At 73.2% G+C, this 16,689-nt stretch carries 22 protein-coding genes; 12 read left to right on the plus strand and 10 right to left on the minus strand.

Annotation, left to right across the window (positions count from 1 at the left end; genetic code table 11):
• From Asi02nite_RS35310 to Asi02nite_RS35320, 3 genes are all read right to left on the minus strand, one after another.
• Positions 1 to 464: hypothetical protein (locus Asi02nite_RS35310; protein WP_203718385.1), on the minus strand; the 464-nt coding region annotated here is incomplete at its 3' end.
• Between the two features lie 28 nt (positions 465 to 492).
• Entirely contained in the window at positions 493 to 2,106 is a 1,614-nt protein-coding gene (locus Asi02nite_RS35315) for a thiamine pyrophosphate-binding protein (protein WP_203718386.1), read from the minus strand.
• Entirely contained in the window at positions 2,106 to 2,801 is a 696-nt protein-coding gene (locus tag Asi02nite_RS35320; RefSeq protein WP_203718387.1) for a cyclase family protein, read from the minus strand. The genes Asi02nite_RS35315 and Asi02nite_RS35320 overlap by 1 nt, the downstream gene beginning before the upstream one ends.
• A gap of 113 nt (positions 2,802 to 2,914) precedes the next feature.
• Here Asi02nite_RS35320 and Asi02nite_RS35325 point away from each other — a divergent pair, with 113 nt between their 5' ends.
• Positions 2,915 to 3,421, plus strand: coding sequence for a hypothetical protein (locus Asi02nite_RS35325; protein ID WP_203718388.1), 507 nt, complete (start codon positions 2,915 to 2,917; stop codon positions 3,419 to 3,421).
• 53 nt (positions 3,422 to 3,474) lie between these two features.
• Here Asi02nite_RS35325 and Asi02nite_RS35330 read toward each other — a convergent pair whose 3' ends face one another.
• The 7 genes from Asi02nite_RS35330 to Asi02nite_RS35360 form a co-directional block, all read right to left on the minus strand.
• A complete protein-coding gene (locus tag Asi02nite_RS35330) occupies positions 3,475 to 4,179 on the minus strand; it encodes a hypothetical protein (protein WP_203718389.1) in 705 nt (234 codons plus the stop codon).
• Positions 4,180 to 4,231: 52 nt separating this feature from the next.
• Positions 4,232 to 5,158 carry a serine protein kinase RIO gene (locus Asi02nite_RS35335; RefSeq protein WP_203718390.1) on the minus strand — a complete coding sequence of 309 codons (927 nt, stop codon included), beginning with the start codon at positions 5,156 to 5,158 and terminating at the stop codon, positions 4,232 to 4,234.
• Between the two features lie 177 nt (positions 5,159 to 5,335).
• Positions 5,336 to 5,980 carry an HAD family hydrolase gene (locus Asi02nite_RS35340; RefSeq protein ID WP_203718391.1) on the minus strand — a complete coding sequence of 215 codons (645 nt, stop codon included), beginning with the start codon at positions 5,978 to 5,980 and terminating at the stop codon, positions 5,336 to 5,338.
• A 121-nt stretch (positions 5,981 to 6,101) separates the two neighbouring features.
• A complete protein-coding gene (locus tag Asi02nite_RS35345) occupies positions 6,102 to 6,797 on the minus strand; it encodes an ABC transporter permease (protein WP_203718392.1) in 696 nt (231 codons plus the stop codon).
• Positions 6,794 to 7,672 (minus strand): ATP-binding cassette domain-containing protein, encoded by an 879-nt coding sequence (locus Asi02nite_RS35350; protein ID WP_203718393.1) that lies wholly within the window; start codon positions 7,670 to 7,672, stop codon positions 6,794 to 6,796. The genes Asi02nite_RS35345 and Asi02nite_RS35350 overlap by 4 nt, the downstream gene beginning before the upstream one ends.
• Positions 7,669 to 8,028 carry a GntR family transcriptional regulator gene (locus Asi02nite_RS35355; RefSeq protein ID WP_203718394.1) on the minus strand — a complete coding sequence of 120 codons (360 nt, stop codon included), beginning with the start codon at positions 8,026 to 8,028 and terminating at the stop codon, positions 7,669 to 7,671. Before Asi02nite_RS35355 ends, Asi02nite_RS35350 begins: the two co-directional genes overlap by 4 nt.
• A 152-nt stretch (positions 8,029 to 8,180) precedes the next feature.
• Positions 8,181 to 9,032 (minus strand): carbon-nitrogen hydrolase family protein, encoded by an 852-nt coding sequence (locus Asi02nite_RS35360; protein ID WP_203718395.1) that lies wholly within the window; start codon positions 9,030 to 9,032, stop codon positions 8,181 to 8,183.
• A gap of 29 nt (positions 9,033 to 9,061) precedes the next feature.
• Between Asi02nite_RS35360 and Asi02nite_RS35365 the strand changes: the two genes are divergently transcribed.
• The 11 genes from Asi02nite_RS35365 (at position 9,062) to Asi02nite_RS35415 (ending at position 16,632) form a co-directional block, all read left to right on the plus strand.
• A complete protein-coding gene (locus Asi02nite_RS35365) occupies positions 9,062 to 9,856 on the plus strand; it encodes a thioesterase family protein (protein WP_203718396.1) in 795 nt (264 codons plus the stop codon).
• A 56-nt stretch (positions 9,857 to 9,912) separates the two neighbouring features.
• Positions 9,913 to 10,491 carry a TetR/AcrR family transcriptional regulator gene (locus Asi02nite_RS35370; RefSeq protein ID WP_203718397.1) on the plus strand — a complete coding sequence of 193 codons (579 nt, stop codon included), beginning with the start codon at positions 9,913 to 9,915 and terminating at the stop codon, positions 10,489 to 10,491.
• A 90-nt stretch (positions 10,492 to 10,581) separates the two neighbouring features.
• Positions 10,582 to 11,385 (plus strand): TIGR04222 domain-containing membrane protein, encoded by an 804-nt coding sequence (locus Asi02nite_RS35375; protein ID WP_203718398.1) that lies wholly within the window; start codon positions 10,582 to 10,584, stop codon positions 11,383 to 11,385.
• 169 nt (positions 11,386 to 11,554) lie between these two features.
• Entirely contained in the window at positions 11,555 to 12,475 is a 921-nt protein-coding gene (locus Asi02nite_RS35380) for a TIGR04222 domain-containing membrane protein (RefSeq protein ID WP_203718399.1), read from the plus strand.
• Between the two features lie 2 nt (positions 12,476 to 12,477).
• Positions 12,478 to 12,996: a hypothetical protein gene (locus tag Asi02nite_RS35385; protein WP_203718400.1), complete on the plus strand. Its 519-nt coding sequence runs from the start codon at positions 12,478 to 12,480 to the stop codon at positions 12,994 to 12,996.
• Complete coding sequence (locus Asi02nite_RS35390; RefSeq protein ID WP_203718401.1) at positions 12,993 to 13,826, plus strand: MbnB/TglH/ChrH family RiPP precursor modification enzyme; 834 nt, start codon at positions 12,993 to 12,995, stop codon at positions 13,824 to 13,826. The genes Asi02nite_RS35385 and Asi02nite_RS35390 overlap by 4 nt, the downstream gene beginning before the upstream one ends.
• The gene (locus Asi02nite_RS35395; protein ID WP_203718402.1) at positions 13,823 to 14,218 is read left to right on the plus strand and encodes an SCO6045 C-terminal-like domain-containing protein; all 396 of its coding nucleotides are present in this window, start codon (positions 13,823 to 13,825) and stop codon (positions 14,216 to 14,218) included. Before Asi02nite_RS35390 ends, Asi02nite_RS35395 begins: the two co-directional genes overlap by 4 nt.
• 5 nt (positions 14,219 to 14,223) lie before the next feature.
• The gene (locus Asi02nite_RS35400; protein ID WP_239127468.1) at positions 14,224 to 14,841 is read left to right on the plus strand and encodes an ABC transporter ATP-binding protein; all 618 of its coding nucleotides are present in this window, start codon (positions 14,224 to 14,226) and stop codon (positions 14,839 to 14,841) included.
• The gene (locus Asi02nite_RS35405; protein WP_203718403.1) at positions 14,838 to 16,328 is read left to right on the plus strand and encodes a DUF6297 family protein; all 1,491 of its coding nucleotides are present in this window, start codon (positions 14,838 to 14,840) and stop codon (positions 16,326 to 16,328) included. Before Asi02nite_RS35400 ends, Asi02nite_RS35405 begins: the two co-directional genes overlap by 4 nt.
• Positions 16,325 to 16,468, plus strand: coding sequence for a hypothetical protein (locus tag Asi02nite_RS35410; RefSeq protein WP_203718404.1), 144 nt, complete (start codon positions 16,325 to 16,327; stop codon positions 16,466 to 16,468). Before Asi02nite_RS35405 ends, Asi02nite_RS35410 begins: the two co-directional genes overlap by 4 nt.
• Positions 16,468 to 16,632: a hypothetical protein gene (locus Asi02nite_RS35415; RefSeq protein ID WP_203718405.1), complete on the plus strand. Its 165-nt coding sequence runs from the start codon at positions 16,468 to 16,470 to the stop codon at positions 16,630 to 16,632. The genes Asi02nite_RS35410 and Asi02nite_RS35415 overlap by 1 nt, the downstream gene beginning before the upstream one ends.
• The last annotated feature ends 57 nt before the right edge of the window (positions 16,633 to 16,689 follow it).

A 16,689-nucleotide genomic window follows, 5' to 3' on the forward strand; every position in this document is an offset into this window, starting at 1 on the left:
TCCGACTCGTCGAGGGCCGCCGTGCCCAGTTCCTCCCGCACCACTCTGACCAACTGCTCGTAGACCTCGCGCATGCGGTCCTCACCCTCCGCCGCCGCCTCCGACCAGAGTGCCGTCGCGTGCCGCGCCGCCGGGCTGCCGAACGCCTCCACCGCTATCCGGGCCTCGATCGACATGCGTACCCGCTCGCCCTTCGGGAAGGTCTTGTGGACCTCCGCCAGTTTCTCGTCCTCGCCCTCCTCCTCGTAGCGCGCCCGCGCCAGGTCCAGGCGGCACACCTTCAACGCCGCCAGGTACGCGTCGCGGCGTTCCTGGATCGACCGCTCGCGCCGCGCCGCCTCAGCCGCCTGGGTGCTCAGGAGCGCGACGTGCTGGCGGCTCTGCGCGCCCGTCAGCCAGGTGAAGAAGACCCCCGCCGCTCCCGCCGTCGCCGTCGCGACCGGTGCCACCCACTCCCATGCCATGCGGGCATTCTCCCAGCGCGCACAAAACTCAGTGCCCCTTGAACGCCTCCGCCAGCCACCACGAGCCGCCGTCGGAGACGATCTTCGCGTCGACCACCAACGGGCGCGACGGGGACGACTCCAGCCAGTCGGCAACGCCGCGGAGGTCGGCCGCGTCCCGCACCGTGAGGCCCGCCGCGCCGAAACCCGCTGCCAGCGCCGCGATGTCCGTGTCCGGGAACGTCACCGTCGACAGGTCGGCCTCAGCACCGAAGTGGTGCACCTCGGCCCCGTACGCCGCGTCGTTGTAGACCACGCACAGCAGCGGGATGCCCAGCCGCACCGCCGTCTCGAGGTCGGCCACCGACATCAGGAACCCGCCGTCGCCGGTGGCGAGCACGGGCAGCCGGTCCGGCCGGGCCAGCGCGGCGCCGATCGCCGTCGCCAGGCCCAACCCGATCGACTGGAACGCCTGCGTGAAACAGAACCCGTTCTCGTCCGGAACCCGGAGGTACGCGCTGGGGTAGCCCATGAAGTTGCCGGAGTCGACCGCGACGATCCGCTCGGCCGGCAGCACAGCGTCCAGCTCCCGGCTGAGCGTACGCGCGTCGATCTGATCCTCTGTGGACAGATCCTCGAACGGCTCGTCGTGCCACCCCGCGATGGCCGACGCCGCCTCGCGGTAGCCGCCGCGCCCGGCACCGAACGCCGCCAGGACCGCGGCGGCCGTCGTCGCGCTGTCGCCCACGACGCCCAGGTCCACCGGCCGGTGCGCACCCAGCGCGGCGCCGTCGACGTCGACCTGGGCGACCTTCGCGTCCGCACCGATCAGCCGGCCGTGCCGCATCGTCCACATGTTCAGCGCACAGCCGAACCCGACGACCAGATCGGCCTCCGCGATCAGCCGGGCCGCCGCCGGCGAGGCGAAACCGCCGGAAATGCCGAGGGAGTACGGCTCACCGTGGAATAGTCCATTCGCGACAGCCGACGTCGCCAGCAGTGAACCGGTCACCTCGGCCAGCCGGCGCAACTCCGGGCCCGCCCCGCGCGCACCGCGGCCCGCGACGATCACCGGCCGACGGGCGGCGCGGAACAGCGCGGTCAGGGCTTCCACGGCCTCCCCGGCCGGACGCGTCGGCGGCGGCATCGCGGGCAGGGCAACGTCGACAGTGTCGGCCGGCAGCGCCTGCACGTCCAGCGGCAGGTTCAGCACCACGGTTCGGCGCTCGTCCCGCGCGGTGCACCACGCCCGCACCGTGTCGGCGACCGCCGACGGACCACTGTGGACCCGCTCGGCCACGGCGCCGAGGCTGGCCGCGAAACCCGCCTGGTCCATGGCGAAGTTGGAGGTGGCGCCGCTCGCCTCGGGCGCCAGCACCAGCAGCGGCGTGCGGCTCTTCGCGGCCTCACAGATCCCGGTCGCGGCGTTCGTCAACCCGGGACCCTGGTGCACGGAGAGGAGCCCGACGGAGCCGGACATCCGGGCGTACGCGTCGGCCATCGTGGCCGCCCCGCCCTCGTGCCGCGCCGCGGTGAACGGCACGCCGGCCGCCCGCAACGCGTTGGTCAGCCGGAAGTTGCCGCTCCCGACGACCCCGAAGCAGTGCCCGACGCCGAGCGTGGCCAGCGTGCGGCCGACCACGTCGGCGACGGTCGTCGGCACTACCGACCGTCCACGAGCGCCAGCACGCGGGTCGGGCTGCCGGTCCCACCGACGATCGGCAGCGGTGCGACGACGAGAAGGGCGCCCGTCGGCGGCAACTGGGCGAGGTTCTGCAGCGAGGTGATGCCGTACTTGTCGTTGCCCAGCAGGTGGAAGTGCGCCGGGAACGGCGGGTCGAACGCGCCCGCGTTGCCGGCGTCGATGCCGACCGTCTCGACGCCGAAGCCGGAGATCGGCGTGTTGGTCGCGAGCCACTCGGCGCAGGCGGCGGAGATGCCCGGGGTGTGCGAGCCGGTCTCGTCGACGTTGAGGAACGCCTCCTGGTCGTGCGCGTAGAGATCCCAACCGGTCCGATAGAGCAGCCAGGTCCCCTCGGCCAGGTCGCCGTGCTCGGCGATCCAGTCCTTGACGTGGTCGACCTCGAGGAGGAAGTCGGGGTCGTCCTCGGCCTGGGCGCTGAAATCCATGACGGCGGCCGGGCCGACGAGCCGCGCGGGCGGAATCTGCGAGACGTCGTGCCCGTCCCGCCCGGGCGTGTCGTACGCGCTGACCTGCTCGAGGCTGAAGTCGACCAGGTTGGCGAACGGCTCCGGCAGCCGCAACGTCGGCGTGCTCGCCGACAGGGTGTTGGTCAGGTCGACGACCCGCACCGCACCGGATCCGAGGCCCGCGACCAGATCCGCGACAACCGACATGGCATGCCCTCCGCGACGAACTAGACGAACACGACGACCGTTCCCACTCTGGGCGACATCCTGCCACCGGCTGGAACCAATTTCGATCTTTTCGCGTCCGTAGAATCCGCCGCGTGCCAGAGCGTGATCAAGCCACCGCGTCGACCCGGCGGTTCGGGGACCGGTCCACCTTCGCCATCGAAGTCGGCGACCGCTTGTCACCTCAACTGCGAACCGTCGACCTGTGGTCGGCCGGTGTGCTGCTGACCGTGGACGACAACGCGGCCTTCGTCCCGTCCTTCTGTCTGCTCATGCGCCGGACCGCCGAAGCGGTGCGCCGGCGAGACGTCGCGACCTGCCCGTACCCGGGGCGCTCCCCGTGGGAGATCGTCCGGCTGCTGCACGAGGGCCCCGACGAGTTCCGGGAACGGTACTGGTTCATGCGCTGGGGCGAGACGACCGACAACCTGTCGCCCTACGCCTACCTCGACGACGACCTCGTGCTGATGTTCAGCTTCCACCGACCGACCCACCCGCGTCCGGAGGAGCTGGGCAAGGTCTTCGAGGCGCGGATCGCGCCGGCCACGTTCGTCGCGACGGTCGAGGCCGCGGCCGACCTGCTCGAGCGCGAGGTCGGCTGAGGGCCCGGCCGGCAAAGTCGAGGCGGCGGCTGACCCGCTCGCTCCGCCGGGGGCTAGCCGAGGATCCGGGTCACCGACCAGCCCATCGACTTGAGGTCGTCGCCCATGCCTGGGGCCGGGGCCCCGGATTTCGCCAGCGTGACGCCCGCTTCCCAGCGGTCGGGCGGGTTGCGGAACCGTTCCGCGTACGCGTCGATCAGGTCCAGGCGGTCCCGGCTCGCCAGCCACTCGACCACGGAGACCGGCCGGGTGGTGCGCCGGCCCGGCACCGAGTCGACGATCCTGTCCGGGTCGCTCGCCTCGTCGAACCACGGCAGCACCCCCTCGCGCACCTTGGCCACGAAGGCTTCCAGGGCGGCACCACGCGAGCCCGGATCCGTCAGGTCGATGTCGCCGTCCTCCGAGCTTCCATAGGTGTAGCCGTTCGCCCGTCCCGTGGCGTACCCCAGCATGTGTGCGCAGTACAGGTCTGTCCGCACCTCGGGGGCGGTGACGAGGTCCGGGTGCGCCGCCCGCCAAAGGCCGTACGCCGCGTCGCGGGCCCCCACGTAGGTCCAGACCATGATCGACTCGCCCGCGCGGTTGTAGCTGCTCGGCGAGAGGGCCACCTGGTGCGTCAGCGCGCCGACCCGACGCCGCAGGAGGCGGCGGCTCGACAACCAGTCGAAGCCGTCGAGCGCCTCCGCGAGCCACCGCCCGGCCGCGGTCACCACGTCGCGCGGCCGCTCGGCGCTCGTCAGGTCCAGGTCGATCGTCACCGCCAGAGTGAAGCACGGGCCGCCCCCGGAGGAGCGGCCCGTGCCGACGGCGTCACCGGACGCCGGCCTCGTCGAGGAGTTGGCGGGTGACCGCGTCGTGGTCCTGGGTCAGCCCCCGCGCCGCGAACCACGACGTCACGTTGCGGACGTCGCGGGCCAGCAGGGCCGGCCCGTTGGGGTTGGCGATCACGTCCACCACCTGCGGCAGGTCGATCACGATCAGCCGGCCGTCGTGGACCAGCAGGTTGTACGGCGACAGGTCGCCGTGCGCCAGGCCCGCCCGGGCCAGCACCATCAGTGCGTCCATGAGCTGTTCCCAGAGCGACTTCAGCTCCACCGGCTCGGGCCGCAGCTGCGCCAGCCGTGGCGCCGCCAGGCCCTCCTCGGCGTCGCCGACGAACTCGAGCATCAGCTCGGTGCCGATCAGCTGCACCGGGTACGGGACGGTGATCGTGCCGTACGACGACGCGACCTCCCACAACCGCGACAGCGCCGTGAACTCGGCCGACGCCCACTGGCCCGCGATCAGCTCACGGCCGAAGGACGTGCGGCCCGTCATCGCCCGCATCTCGCGTGACCGCCGCACCCGGCGGCCCTCGAGATAGCCCGCGTCCCGGTGGAACATCCGGTGGTCCGGGTCCCGGTAGCGTTTCGCGGCCAACAGGCACGACCGTGCCGTGTCCGGGATCCCCCGCCGGACCAGGTAGACGTCGGCTTCCTTGCCGGTCTTGAGGATGCCCAGCTCGGTGTCGACGGCGGCCAGCTCGGTGACCACCCAGGACGGGCGCGGCAACGGGCCGTGCAGCGCGTTGTCCCAGGTCGACCAGCCGTCGCCGGTGTCGGGGCGGTCGACGTCGGCGTTGGTGTCGAACGCGACCGGGGTGCGGTGGCGGGCGCGCTTCAGGAACTGCGGATCGTCGTCGTCGAAACGACGCTTGGAGCGGCCACGCGGGGCCGGCTCGGAATCGTGCTCACGCAACGGAGGAACTCCTGGAGAGAGAAGGAAGAGGGCGGCAAGAAGCGCGCGACGGCGACAGCCACAGGAACTCACCCCTCCCATCTCGACGACCCCGACCAGCGCGGTCAGGCGCGGTCCGGGTCCAACGTTCCTACTGGATCGCGAGTCTTCCCAAGAACGGAAAGACCCGCAAGCGAATTATCCGGCCAGTACGGCGGCCACGGCGGGGATCAGCCCACCGGCCGTGGCGGTCGGCTCGAAGCGCGACTCCATCCACCGCCGGCCCCGGTGCAGCCAGACGCTGGGCAGCCCCATCTCGGCGGCGGCGCCGATGTCGGCCTCGGGGCTGTCGCCGACGACCCACGCGCCCCGCATCCGCATCTTGACCCGCTCGGCGGCCAGCGCGAAGATCCGCGGGTTCGGCTTGCTGACCCCGACCTCCTCGGAGATGACCCAGTCGGCGACGTACCGGTCGAGCCCCGTACGCCGGATCGTGGTGTCCTCCTGCCGGGTGGCACCGTTGGTGACCAGCACCGGCACGAAGCCCGCGTCGTCGGCGATCCGCAGCGCGCAGGCGATCAGCGGGTCGAGCCGGCTGTTGGCGACCACGCCCTCGCGCATGGCGTCGACCAGGTCGAGCGACGAGGTGATCAGGCGGTAGCGGTCGCGGATCGCGTCGGCGACGTCCCACCGGTCGGTCAGGCCGTCACCGTCGACTGACATCAGCCAGTCGAGGTCGGGCGCCGGCGCCCCGATGCCGTCCAGGAAGCCCTCTGCCCACGTTCGGAACGCACCAGTTCGGTCCAGAACGGTGTTGTCCAGGTCGAGGAACATGAGGGGCACTCGCGCACAGTACGGGACAGTGCCGAACTCTCAAAACCCCCGGTATGTAAACAATCTTGGGCCGGGAACGGACGATCGCCGACCCGCCACGTGCGGGCCGGCGATCGCCGGGTGGAGCCCGTCAGGCGTTGGCCCGACGGATCGCCGCCATTCCCCCGAGGGCGGCCACCGCGGCCACCAAGGCGGGCCAGCCCACCAACAGGCTGATCTGGTGCTGGGTGCTCAGCCAGTGCCAGACGTCGCCCCACCAGCCCTGCCAGGTGACCAGCACCGCGAGCAGGCCGAGCACCAGGATCGTCGCGGTCGCCAGGGCGAAGAAGCCGTTCGTGCCGTACCGGACGTACCAGACCGCCGCGAAGATGGCGAGGAAGTTCAGGAACAGGAACGGCACCGCGTAGACCGCGACCTGCAGCAGTCCATTGGAGACGTCGACGTACGGGACGCGGAAGAAGTGCAGGCCGATGCCGAAGCCGCCGGTGCCGCCCTCGATCAGGTTGAGCAGGTAGAGCAGCACGCCGTAGACGACCGCCTGGACCACGTTGACCAGTACGGTGGCCAGATAGAAGGTGCGCCGCGTGACGCCCATGCCCAGCGCGAACGGGAACACCTGGCTGATCGAGATCGCCGCCACGATCGCCGTGGTGATGTAGAGGCTGGACAGGCCGCCGGTGCTGGTCTTGCCCGGCGCGGCCTCGTCGATCGACGCGAAGAGCAGGATGTTGATCACCAGCGAGGTGGCCATGATGCCCCAGGGCCAGCCGAGCTGGGCCACCCAGGCCACGTTGTGCAGCCGCGCGACGTCCAGGATGCGTTTCATCGGTCGGTGTTCCTTTCCATCGTCAGGCGCACGACCGCCTGCTGCAGCGACACCGGCTCCAGGTCGATGCCGAGCTTCTTGGCCCGCAGCCGTTCGGCGTTGTCGAACGACCCGCGCAGCGTCACGCGGACCGTGCCGCCGAGCTGCTCGCGGTGCAGCACCGTCCGGCTGCCCGCGAACTCGTCGATCACGCCGGCCGGCCCGGTCGCGTCCATCACCTCGCCGCGCAGCTCCTCGCTGGGCGCGTCGAGCAGCAGCTTGCCCCGGTCGAGCAGGAGCACGTGCTCGATGAGGTCGGCCACCTCGTCGATGAGGTGGGTGGAGAGCACGACCGTGCGCGGGTGCTCGGCGTAGTCGCTCAGCAGGCGGTCGTAGAAGAGCTGCCGGGCCACGGCATCGAGGCCGAGGTACGGCTCGTCGAAGAAGGTGAGCGGCGCCCGGGCGGCGAGGCCGATGGTGACGCCGAGCGCGGAGGTCATGCCGCGGGACAGCTTGCGCACCTCGCGCTTGCGGGGCAGGTTGAAGTCGTCCACAAGAGACTGCGCGAACTCCTCGTCCCAGTTGGGGAACAGCCGGCCCGCCAGCGTGAGGACGTGCTTGACCCGGTAGGCGCTGGGGTACTTCTGGCTCTCCTTGATGAAGACCACCTTCATCAGCGCCTGCTCGTTCTCGTACGGCCGCCCGCCGAACAAGGTCAGGTCGCCCGAGGTGACGCTGTTCTGACCGGTGATCAGCTGCATCAGCGTCGTCTTGCCCGCGCCGTTGCGGCCGAGGAGACCGTAGATGGCGTTCTCCTCCAGCGTGAAGGTCACGTCCTCCAGTGCGGTCACGTCGCGGTACCGCTTCGTCAGGCCCACCGCAGCCACGACGCTCATCGCTGTTCCTCCCATGTCTCGATGAGTTTCTTGAGTTCCTCCGTGCCGATGCCCAACTTGCGCGCCTCTTCGATGAGCGGCCGCACGTACTGGGCGGAGAAGTCGAGCCGGCGACGCTGCCTGAGCGTTTCGCGGGCTCCCGTCGCCACGAACATCCCGATTCCCCTGCGCTTGTAGAGAATTCCGTCATCGACCAGGCGGTTGATCCCCTTGGCCGCGGTCGCCGGATTGATCCGGTGGAACGCCGCCAGTTCGTTGGTGGACGGCACCTGGGACTCCTCCGCGAGCGTCCCGTCGATGATCGAGTTTTCGATCAGCTCAGCGATCTGGACGAAGATCGGACGGTCGTCATCCATCGTGACCGGAAGGCGATGCGAGGCGGCAGCCTCGCATCGGCTGAGGACCCTCAGCGCCTCGGCTCGTCGGTTCATTACTCATGTAACTAACCATGCAACCGAAGAACCCAGGACGTCAAGTGGTACGGGTCACAGAAGGTGAAAAAGCTGCTTCAGCGTGCGCTGATGACGCGACGTTCGCCCAGCTCACGGCGGTCGCGGAGCATGGTGTGAGCTGCCCGGACGCGGGCCAGCTCGACCGGGTCGAGAGTCGCCACGACGACCTGCTCCCCCTCGTCGGCCGCCCGGACGACGGGCTGGCCCTCGGGGCCGTAGACCGCCGCGCCGCCGTTGAACGACCAGTCCGGGTCGCCGCCGACGGAGTTGGCGAACACGACGTACATCGTGTTGTCGAGCGCGCGGGCGGCGTAGTAGACGTCGCGCCGGTGCGCCGAGCCGACCACGTAGCCGCTGGGCACGAGGTAGCCGTGCGCGCCGTCGTCGGCCGCGGCCCGCCCGTGCTCGGGGAAACAGCCGTCGTAGCAGATGCCCAGGCCGAGCCGCCAGCCGTCGACCAGCAGGGTCGCCCCGAAGGTGCCCGGCGTGAACAGGGCGTTCTCCTCGGGACCCCAGAGCAGTTGCTTGTCGTACGCGGCGACAGCCTGGCCGTCGCGGTCGACCAGCACGGCCGAGCAGGTGCGCCGGCCGTCCGCGTACCGCAGCGACGCACCGACGACGACCGTGACGGAGCGTTCGCGCGCGACGGACCGCAACGCGTCGAGGCGACCGTCGCCGATCCCACCGTCGGCGGTGACCGGCAGGTCGGTCGCGGCCGGGTCGGCGTGCAGCGTCGGCGGGTGGTAGGCGCAGAGGAACAGCTCGGGCAGCACCACCAGCCGGGCGCCGGCGTCGGCCGCCTCGCCCACGAGGCGGGCGGCGAGGGCGGCGTTGTGGGCGATCCGGCCCGGCAGCGGCGTCGCCTGCACGGCGGCGACGGTCAACGAAGTCGCCGGCGGGGTGTCCACGGCGGAATCCTACGGCGAGAATCGGTGCCGTGGAGGACGCGTTCTACCGGCCGACCGGCGACCCGTCCCGGTTCGAGTCGACATCGCACACCCAGGGGCCCTGGGGTGCCGGGCTGCAGCACGCCGGCCCGCCCTCGGCGCTGCTGGTGCGCGCCGTCGAGGCCCTGCCCAGCACCCTGTCCGGCGAGCCGCACCTGGCCCGGCTGACCGTCGAGATCCTGGGCGCCGTCCCGGTCGACGAGCTGACCGTGACCGCGGCGGTCGTCCGGCCCGGCCGCTCGGTCGAGCTCGTCGAGGCGACGGCGGCGGCGGGCGGTCGCACGGTGCTGACCGCGCGCGGCTGGCGGATCCGGCGCGCCGACCTCGACCTTCCCCGCCCGGCCCGGCCGCGGCTCGAGCCCGCACCGATGCGGCCGGCGGTGGCCAGCGCGTTCACCGACCCGGCCTGGCGGGTCGGCTATCTGGGCGCGGTCGAGTGGCGGTTCATCTCCGGGCATTTCGAGAAGCCCGGCCCGGCGCTGGTCTGGGCCCGGCCGAAGGTCGGCCTGGTGGCCGGCGAGGCGATGTCGCCGGTGCAGCGGCTGGTGGCGCTGGCCGACTCCGGCAACGGGCTGAGCCGGGTGCTCGACATGGCCACCTGGTGGTTCATCAACACCGACCTGACGCTGCACCTGCACCGGCCGCCGAGCGGCGAGTGGATGTGCGTGCGGGCGCGGACGACCCTGTCCGAGGGCGGCACGGGGCTGGCCACGACCCTGCTCTACGACCAGCACGGTGCGGTGGGCCAGGGGGCACAGGCGCTGCTGGTGGGGCCGCGGGAGTGACACGCAAGCCGTACGTACGGATTGCAAGACGAGGGGCTTCCTGACACGATCGACAGGTGCCCCGCGTGAGCCAGAACCAGCTCGACGCCCGCCGCCACGAGATCCTGGCCGCGGCGCGGGCGGCGTTCGCCCGCTACGGGTACGAGGGTGCCACGGTGCGGCGGCTCGAGGAGGAGACCGGGCTGTCCCGCGGCGCGATCTTCCACCATTTCCGTGACAAGGACTCCCTGTTCCTGGCCGTCGCCGAGGACGACGCCGCCGCGATGGTCGCCACCGTCGCCCGCAACGGCCTCGTCCAGGTCATGCGCGACCTGCTCGACCAGGCCGCCTCGCCGGACACGACGGGCTGGCTCGGCAGCCAGCTCGAGGTGTCCCGGCGGCTGCGCACCGACCCGGAGTTCGCCAAGCGCTGGGCGGTGCACTCCGCCGCCATCGCCGAGGCCACCCGCGACCGGCTCGACCGCCAGCGCGCCGCCGGCGTGCTCCGCGACGACGTCGACCTCGACGTGCTGGCCCAGTTTTTGGAGCTCGCGTACGACGGCCTCGTGCTGCACCTGGCCATGGGCCGCCCGGCCGGCGACCTGGGCCGGGTCCTCGATCTCGTCGAGGAGGCGGTCCGCCGGGCGACCCGCTGAGCGCTCCACTCCGGTTGACGCGCCCCACCAGGCGAGATCCACAATGGTGGTGCGACCCGGTGCCGGCGGGGCCGCTCGCGAAGGAGCCCGATGACACTGGCCGCGTCCGTCCAGGGGATCCCCCTGCCCGCCTTCGTCGCCGGATACCTGCTGCTCTCGGTCGCGGCGGTGGTCGCGACCGCGCGGGCCCGGGCGGTGATCGCCCGCGGGCGCGGCGGCGACCACCGGCTCGGCCCGCACCAGGTGGCGTTCCTGACCGGCGGCCCACGGCTCGCGGTGAACGCCTCGCTCGCCTGGCTGCGCCGGGCGGGCGCCATCGGCGTGGCACCGGGCGGCCGGATCGCGGCGGCCGGGCCGTTGCCCGCGGGTGCGACGCCGCTGGACGGCGCGCTGCACGACGCCGCCGGTCCCGGCACCCGGGTCCGGCAGCTGCACGTCGACCCGGCGGTGGAGCGGGCCCTGGGCGGGCTGCGCGTCGCGCTCGAACGCGACGGGCTGCTGCTCTCCCGCGGCCGTCGCTGGCTGCACCGGGCCGCCGCGCTGTTCCTGCTGCCGGTGGTCGCGGTGGGCGGGCGGCGGATCGCGGCCGGTACGCGCGACGACCAGCCCCCCGACGTCCTGCTGCTGGTGCTCGTCGTCAGCACCCTGTGCTGGCTGCTGGTGAGCCTGTCCCGGGCGCCGTGGCGGACGGCCGCGGGCACAGCGGCGGTCGACCGGCTGCTCATCCGGCACCAGCGGCTGGCGCCCGCACAGCGGCCCTCCTACGCCACGCACGACGCCGGGACCGCGGCGATGGGCGTCGCGCTGTTCGGCGGGCCGGCGATGTTCCGGCTGGACCCGGCGTTCGCGGTCGCGACCGAGGCCGGCGTCGCACAGCCGTACGGCGGCCGGTGACAGTTACCTCGCCGTTACCTCTGGCGCGGCCCGGCGGTCTTACGCACCGTGACAGCCGACTCCACAATGGGCCTGTGGACGCCCCGTCGGCAACGCGACTGAGCCGGGCTCGCACTGGCGTCGGGCGTCCACAATGGGCGCAACCATCGGCCGAGAAGGGGGACCGTCGATGACACTCGCAGCGTCCGGCGACACCTGGGGCATCGCCGGTCCCACGTTCCTCTGGATCTACCTGGCGCTCGTGGCGACAGCGATCGTCGTCACCGCCGTCATCCGCTCGATGCTCTCCCGCGGGCCGGACGGGCCCGGCTGGCCCAACCTCTCGCCCGAGCAGACCGCGTTCCTCAACGGCGGGCCGCTGCTGGCCACGTACACCTCGCTCGGTGGCCTGCGGCGGGGCGGCGCGATCGGCGCCAACCCCGACCGCACGCTGCAGCCGACGGGTCCGTTGCCCGCCGGCTCGACCCGGCTCGACACCGCCGTCTACAACGCGGCCGGCAAGCGGCTGCGGACCCGGCACCTCTCCGGCGACCCGTGGGTCTCCGACGCGCTCGACGAGATCAGGACCGGCCTCGAACGCGCCGGACTGCTGCTGACGCGTGGCCAGCGCCGGTTCTCCCGGCTGGCCGCGCTGGTGCTGCTGCCGGTCGTGGTGCTCGGCACCGCGCGGATCACGGCTGGGCTCGAGAACGAGCGGCCGGTCGGCTTCCTCACCCTGCTGGTGATCGTCACCGCCATCTGGATGCTGATCAGCCTGACCCGGGCCGGCGGTCGCACGAAGGCGGCCAAGCGGGCCCTGGCCGGGCTGCGCACGCAGCATCAATATCTCGCGCCCGGGCAGGCCCCGAGCTACGCGACCTACGGCGCGGGAGCGACGGCGATGGGCGTCGCGCTGTTCGGCGCCTCGACGCTCTACCTCATGGACCCGGCGTTCGCCGCCGACGCGGAGATCAACCGGCAGGCGAGCACGTCGGGTGACGCGGGCGGCGGCGCCTACGGCGGTGACTCCGGCGGCTCGTCGTCGTGCAGCGGCGGCAGTTCCTGCGGCGGTGGCGGTGGGTGTGGTGGCGGCGGCGGGTGCGGTGGCTAGCGATGCCGCTCGGGGGTCTTTCAGGTCCTGAATTCCTCGCTCTCTACCTGGCGCTGTCGGCGGTCGCGATCGGCGGCACCCTGCTCGTCCAGGCCCGGCTGCGGTCGGGTCCGGCGCAGCCGCGGTACGCGGACGTCGGGCCGCGGGAGGCGGGCTACCTGCGCCGCGGTCCGTGGCTGGCCGTGCACGCCGCCCCGGCCGCGCTGCGCCGGGTCGAGGTGCGGCACCATCACCTCAGGCCGGAGCACCGACCCAGCTACGCGACCTACGATGCCCGCAGCGCGGCGATGGCCGTGGCGCTGTTCGGGGCGTACTCCCTGTATCTGTTGGATCCCGCTTTCGCGGCCGCCGCGGAGGTGCCCCGGCAGGCGGCGGCGACCACGACGGGAGGCGCGTCCGGCATCGAGAGCGCGTCCTGGGCGGGTGGCGGTGGCGCGGCGGGCGCGTCCTACGGTGGCGGCGGCGACAGCTCCGGCGGTGGTGGGGGCGGCGGCTGCGGTGGTGGCGGAGGTGGCTCATGATCAGGTCCGACGGCGGGCACGGGTACGGCGTCGGGATCGGCTGGCGGCCGGAGATCGCGGGGTTCATCGCGGAGCTGCCGGGGCTGCGGTTCGTCGAGGTGGTCGCGGAGTCGGTGCACGACCACGCGCCCGTGCCGCAGGGGCTGGCCGACCTGCGGGAGCGGGGCGTGGCGGTGGTGCCGCACGGGGTACGGCTGTCGCTGGGCGGGGCCGAGCCCGTCGAGCCCCAGCGGGTCACCCACCTGGCCTCGGTCGCCGAGCGCCTCGGTGCGCCGCTGGTCAGTGAGCACATCGCGTTCGTCCGGGCCGACGGTGTCGAGGCAGGGCACCTGCTGCCGTTGCCGCGCAGCCGCGAAGCGGTCGACGTGGTTGTCGCCAACGTCGCGCGTACCCGTGCCGAGCTTTCCGTCCCGATCGCCCTGGAGCCCATCGCGGCGATCTTCGACTGGCCCGACGACGAGCTCACCGAGGCCGAGTTCCTGACCGAGATCCTGGAACGGACCGACGCGCTGCTGCTGCTCGACATCGCCAACGTGTACGCGAACGCGCGTAACCGGGGAAACGACCCCGTCGCGCTGCTGGACGCGCTGCCGCTGGAACGGATCGCCTACTGCCACGTCGCGGGCGGGTCGGAGGCCGGCGGGATCTACCACGACACGCACACCCACGCGGTGCCGGCGCCGGTGCTGGAGCTGATCACCGAGCTGTGCGGCCGGCGGCGGCCACCGGCACTGCTGCTGGAGCGCGACGGCGCGTACCCCCCGGCCGACGACCTGCGGGCCGAGCTCGACGCCATCGCGGCGGCGTCCGGTTACCCGGTGGTCACGTGACGGATCTGGCTTCCCGCCAGGCGGCCCTGGTGCGCGCGCTCACCTCCGGGGCGCCCGTCCCGCCCGGCTTCGACGCGCGGCTGGTCGGCGTGGCCCGGCAGGCGCTGCTGCGCAAGCGGGCCGGCGAGGTGGCGCGCGCCTGGCCGATGCTCGCGGCGTCGTACGGCGAGGATTGGCGATCTGAGTTCGCGGCGTGGGCGGCCGCGCGGCCCACCAACGGCTCGCTGCGGGACGGGTGGGACCTGGCGCGGTCGGCCGCGCCGCGGTCCGGCGCGGCCGCCGCGGAGCTGGCGGCCCGGGAGGCGACCTGGCGGTACGACGGACAGGGCGCGCCCGTCCCCCGCGGCCGGTTGTCCGCGTGGGCGCGCCGTCGGGGCTTCTGGAAGAGTTGATCGCTGTGAGCGCGCTGACGGTCGAGGGGCTGACCCGCCGGTTCGGCAACCTGGTGGTGCTGGACGACGTGAACTTCCGGGTCGAGCCCGGCCAGGTCGGCGCCGTGCTCGGCGCCAACGGCTCCGGCAAGACGACCCTGCTGCGCTGCGTGGTCGGCGCCGACCGCCCGGACGAGGGCGTGGTCACGGTCGGCGGGCAGCGGATCTACGAGACCGACGCGTGGGCCCGGTCGATCATGGCGGCGGCGCTCGACGACATCGACTTCTTCCCGGACCTGTCGGTGGCGGAGCACCTGGCCCTGCTGGCGTACGCCCACGGCGACGGCGGCGACCCGGTCGAGGAGGTGCTGGTGGAGTTGGGCCTGGCGCCGGCCCGCGACCAGCTGCCGATCACCCTGTCGAGCGGCCAACGCCGACGCCTGGCGCTGGCGTCCTGCCTCGTACGCCCGCGCCAGGTGTTGATCCTCGACGAGCCGGAGCAGCGCCTCGACGTCGACGGCCGGGCGTGGCTGACGGACCGGCTCCGGCGGGAGAAGGAGTCGGGCACGGTGGTGCTGATGGCGTCGCACGACAACGAGCTCGTGGACGCGGTCGCCGACGTGCGGATCGGCATCGGCGAGTGACGGCAACCGTCCTCGTGCCGCCGCCGGGCGCGGCGCCACCGCGGGCCGGCGAGCTGAAGTCCCGGCTGCGCCGCGCCCGCCGCCGGCACCGCGACCGGTCCATCGGCGACCTGCTGACGGACCTGTACATGTTCGCCTTCCTGCTGGCGATCTACGGCTGGGCGGGCGTCGACGCGGCGAGCGGTTTCCTGCACCGCCAGGTGTCGGCGGCCCCGGCGGACCCGGCGGTCCGCTACTGGATCGCCGTAGGCGCCGGCATCGCCCTGGGCGGCTTCGTCTGGCAGGGCCTGACCGCGGTGGGCCCGCTCCAGGTGGGGGCGGCGGTACAGAGCTGGCTGGCCAGCACGCCCTTGCCACGGCGGGCCCTGCTGGCGCCGCGGTTCACGGGCCTGCTGCTGGCGGCGGGCGGCGGCGCGGCGCTGCTGGGCGCGACGGCCGCGGCCATCGGCCGCTCCGGCGGCTATGTCTGGGCGGCGGTGGCGGGGCTCGCCTGGGGCACGGTCTTCGCCGCCGGCGCCACCGCGGCCCAGGCAGGCCCGAGCGCCCCACCACGCCGGCCCGCCACGACACCCAACGCCGGACAGGGCCGCGGCGGCCGGGCGGTCACGCCGTCGCGGGCGGCCGGGCGCGTGCGATGGCCGGCCGGGGTGCTGGCCGGTGTCGGCGGGTTGGTCGTGCTCGCCGTCGTGTTGGCGCACGGGTTGTTCGGGCTGGTGCCCGCCCAACCGCCCGTCGCCGTGCTGCCCGTCGTCGCCGTCGCCGGGTTGCCGTTCGCCCTCGTGCTGGTGGTGCTCGCCGTGCGGGCGCTGCCGCGGATCGACCGTGCGTCGCTGTCGACCGGTGCGCGGATCGCGTCGGCCGCGAGTTCCGCCGTGTTGCTGCTCGATCCGTCGATGCTCGCGGCGGTCGTCGAGAACCAGCGCTGGCGCGCCGTGGGCCGGGTGCGGAGCCGGCGGTTCGCCCGCGGGCCGCGGTGGTGGGTGCTGCTCCAGGCCGACGTCCGCCGGATCGGCCGCAACCGCGCCGCGATCGGCTGGTGGGCGGTGCTGGTCCTGGCCGTGTACGCGGTGCAGGCCGCACTGCCCGCCGTGGCCGGCGCGGTGCAGGTGATCGCCGCCTACCTGGCCGCCGACCGGTTCGCCGGCGGCCTGCGCGGCGTCTCCCGCTCGGCCGGCCTGCGCCGCGCGCTCGGCGGCAGCGACGCGGCCCTGAAGCTGACCCACCTGGTCGTACCCACGCTGGTCGCGGCCCTGTGGTGGCTCGCCACCGTGCCCGCGGTCGGCACCGGGCCGGCCTGGCTCCCCCCACTGCTCGTCGCCGGCGTCGCCGCGACCGTCTACCGCGCGGCCACCCGCGGCCAGATGGTCTACGGCGGGAGCGTCGCCGAGACCCCGATGGGCGCGATCCCGGTCGACCTGATCCGCCAGGTCGTCCGCGGACCCGACCTGCTGGCCCTGCTGGTCGCGATCCATATCCTGATCCGATGAACCCCGACACCGAGCTGGATCAGGACCTAGGCACGGCGATCGACGCGTTCGCCACCCGCATCGACGCGCTGGCGCCCGGCTCGGGCCCGCCGCTCACGGTGCCGGTGACGCTGAGCCCCGCGCGGCGGCCCGCGCGCTGATGGCAGCGCTCCAGGCCTACCACGACCCGCGCGACCACGGGGCCTGCGACCAGTGCGGCACGGGCCGCCTGGACGAGACCTTCACCTGCACCACCTGCGGTCAGCCCAACGGCCTGTTCGGCCAGCTGATCCGCGAACGCCTGGCCCGCCACCGCGCCGGCTGACGGGCGGCGCGGGGGCGCCGCGGCGGCGTCGTCACCAGCGGCGGCGGCACGTCCCAC

Origin of the sequence: Asanoa siamensis (genome assembly GCF_016862555.1) — a bacterium.
GTDB lineage: Bacteria > Actinomycetota > Actinomycetes > Mycobacteriales > Micromonosporaceae > Asanoa > Asanoa siamensis.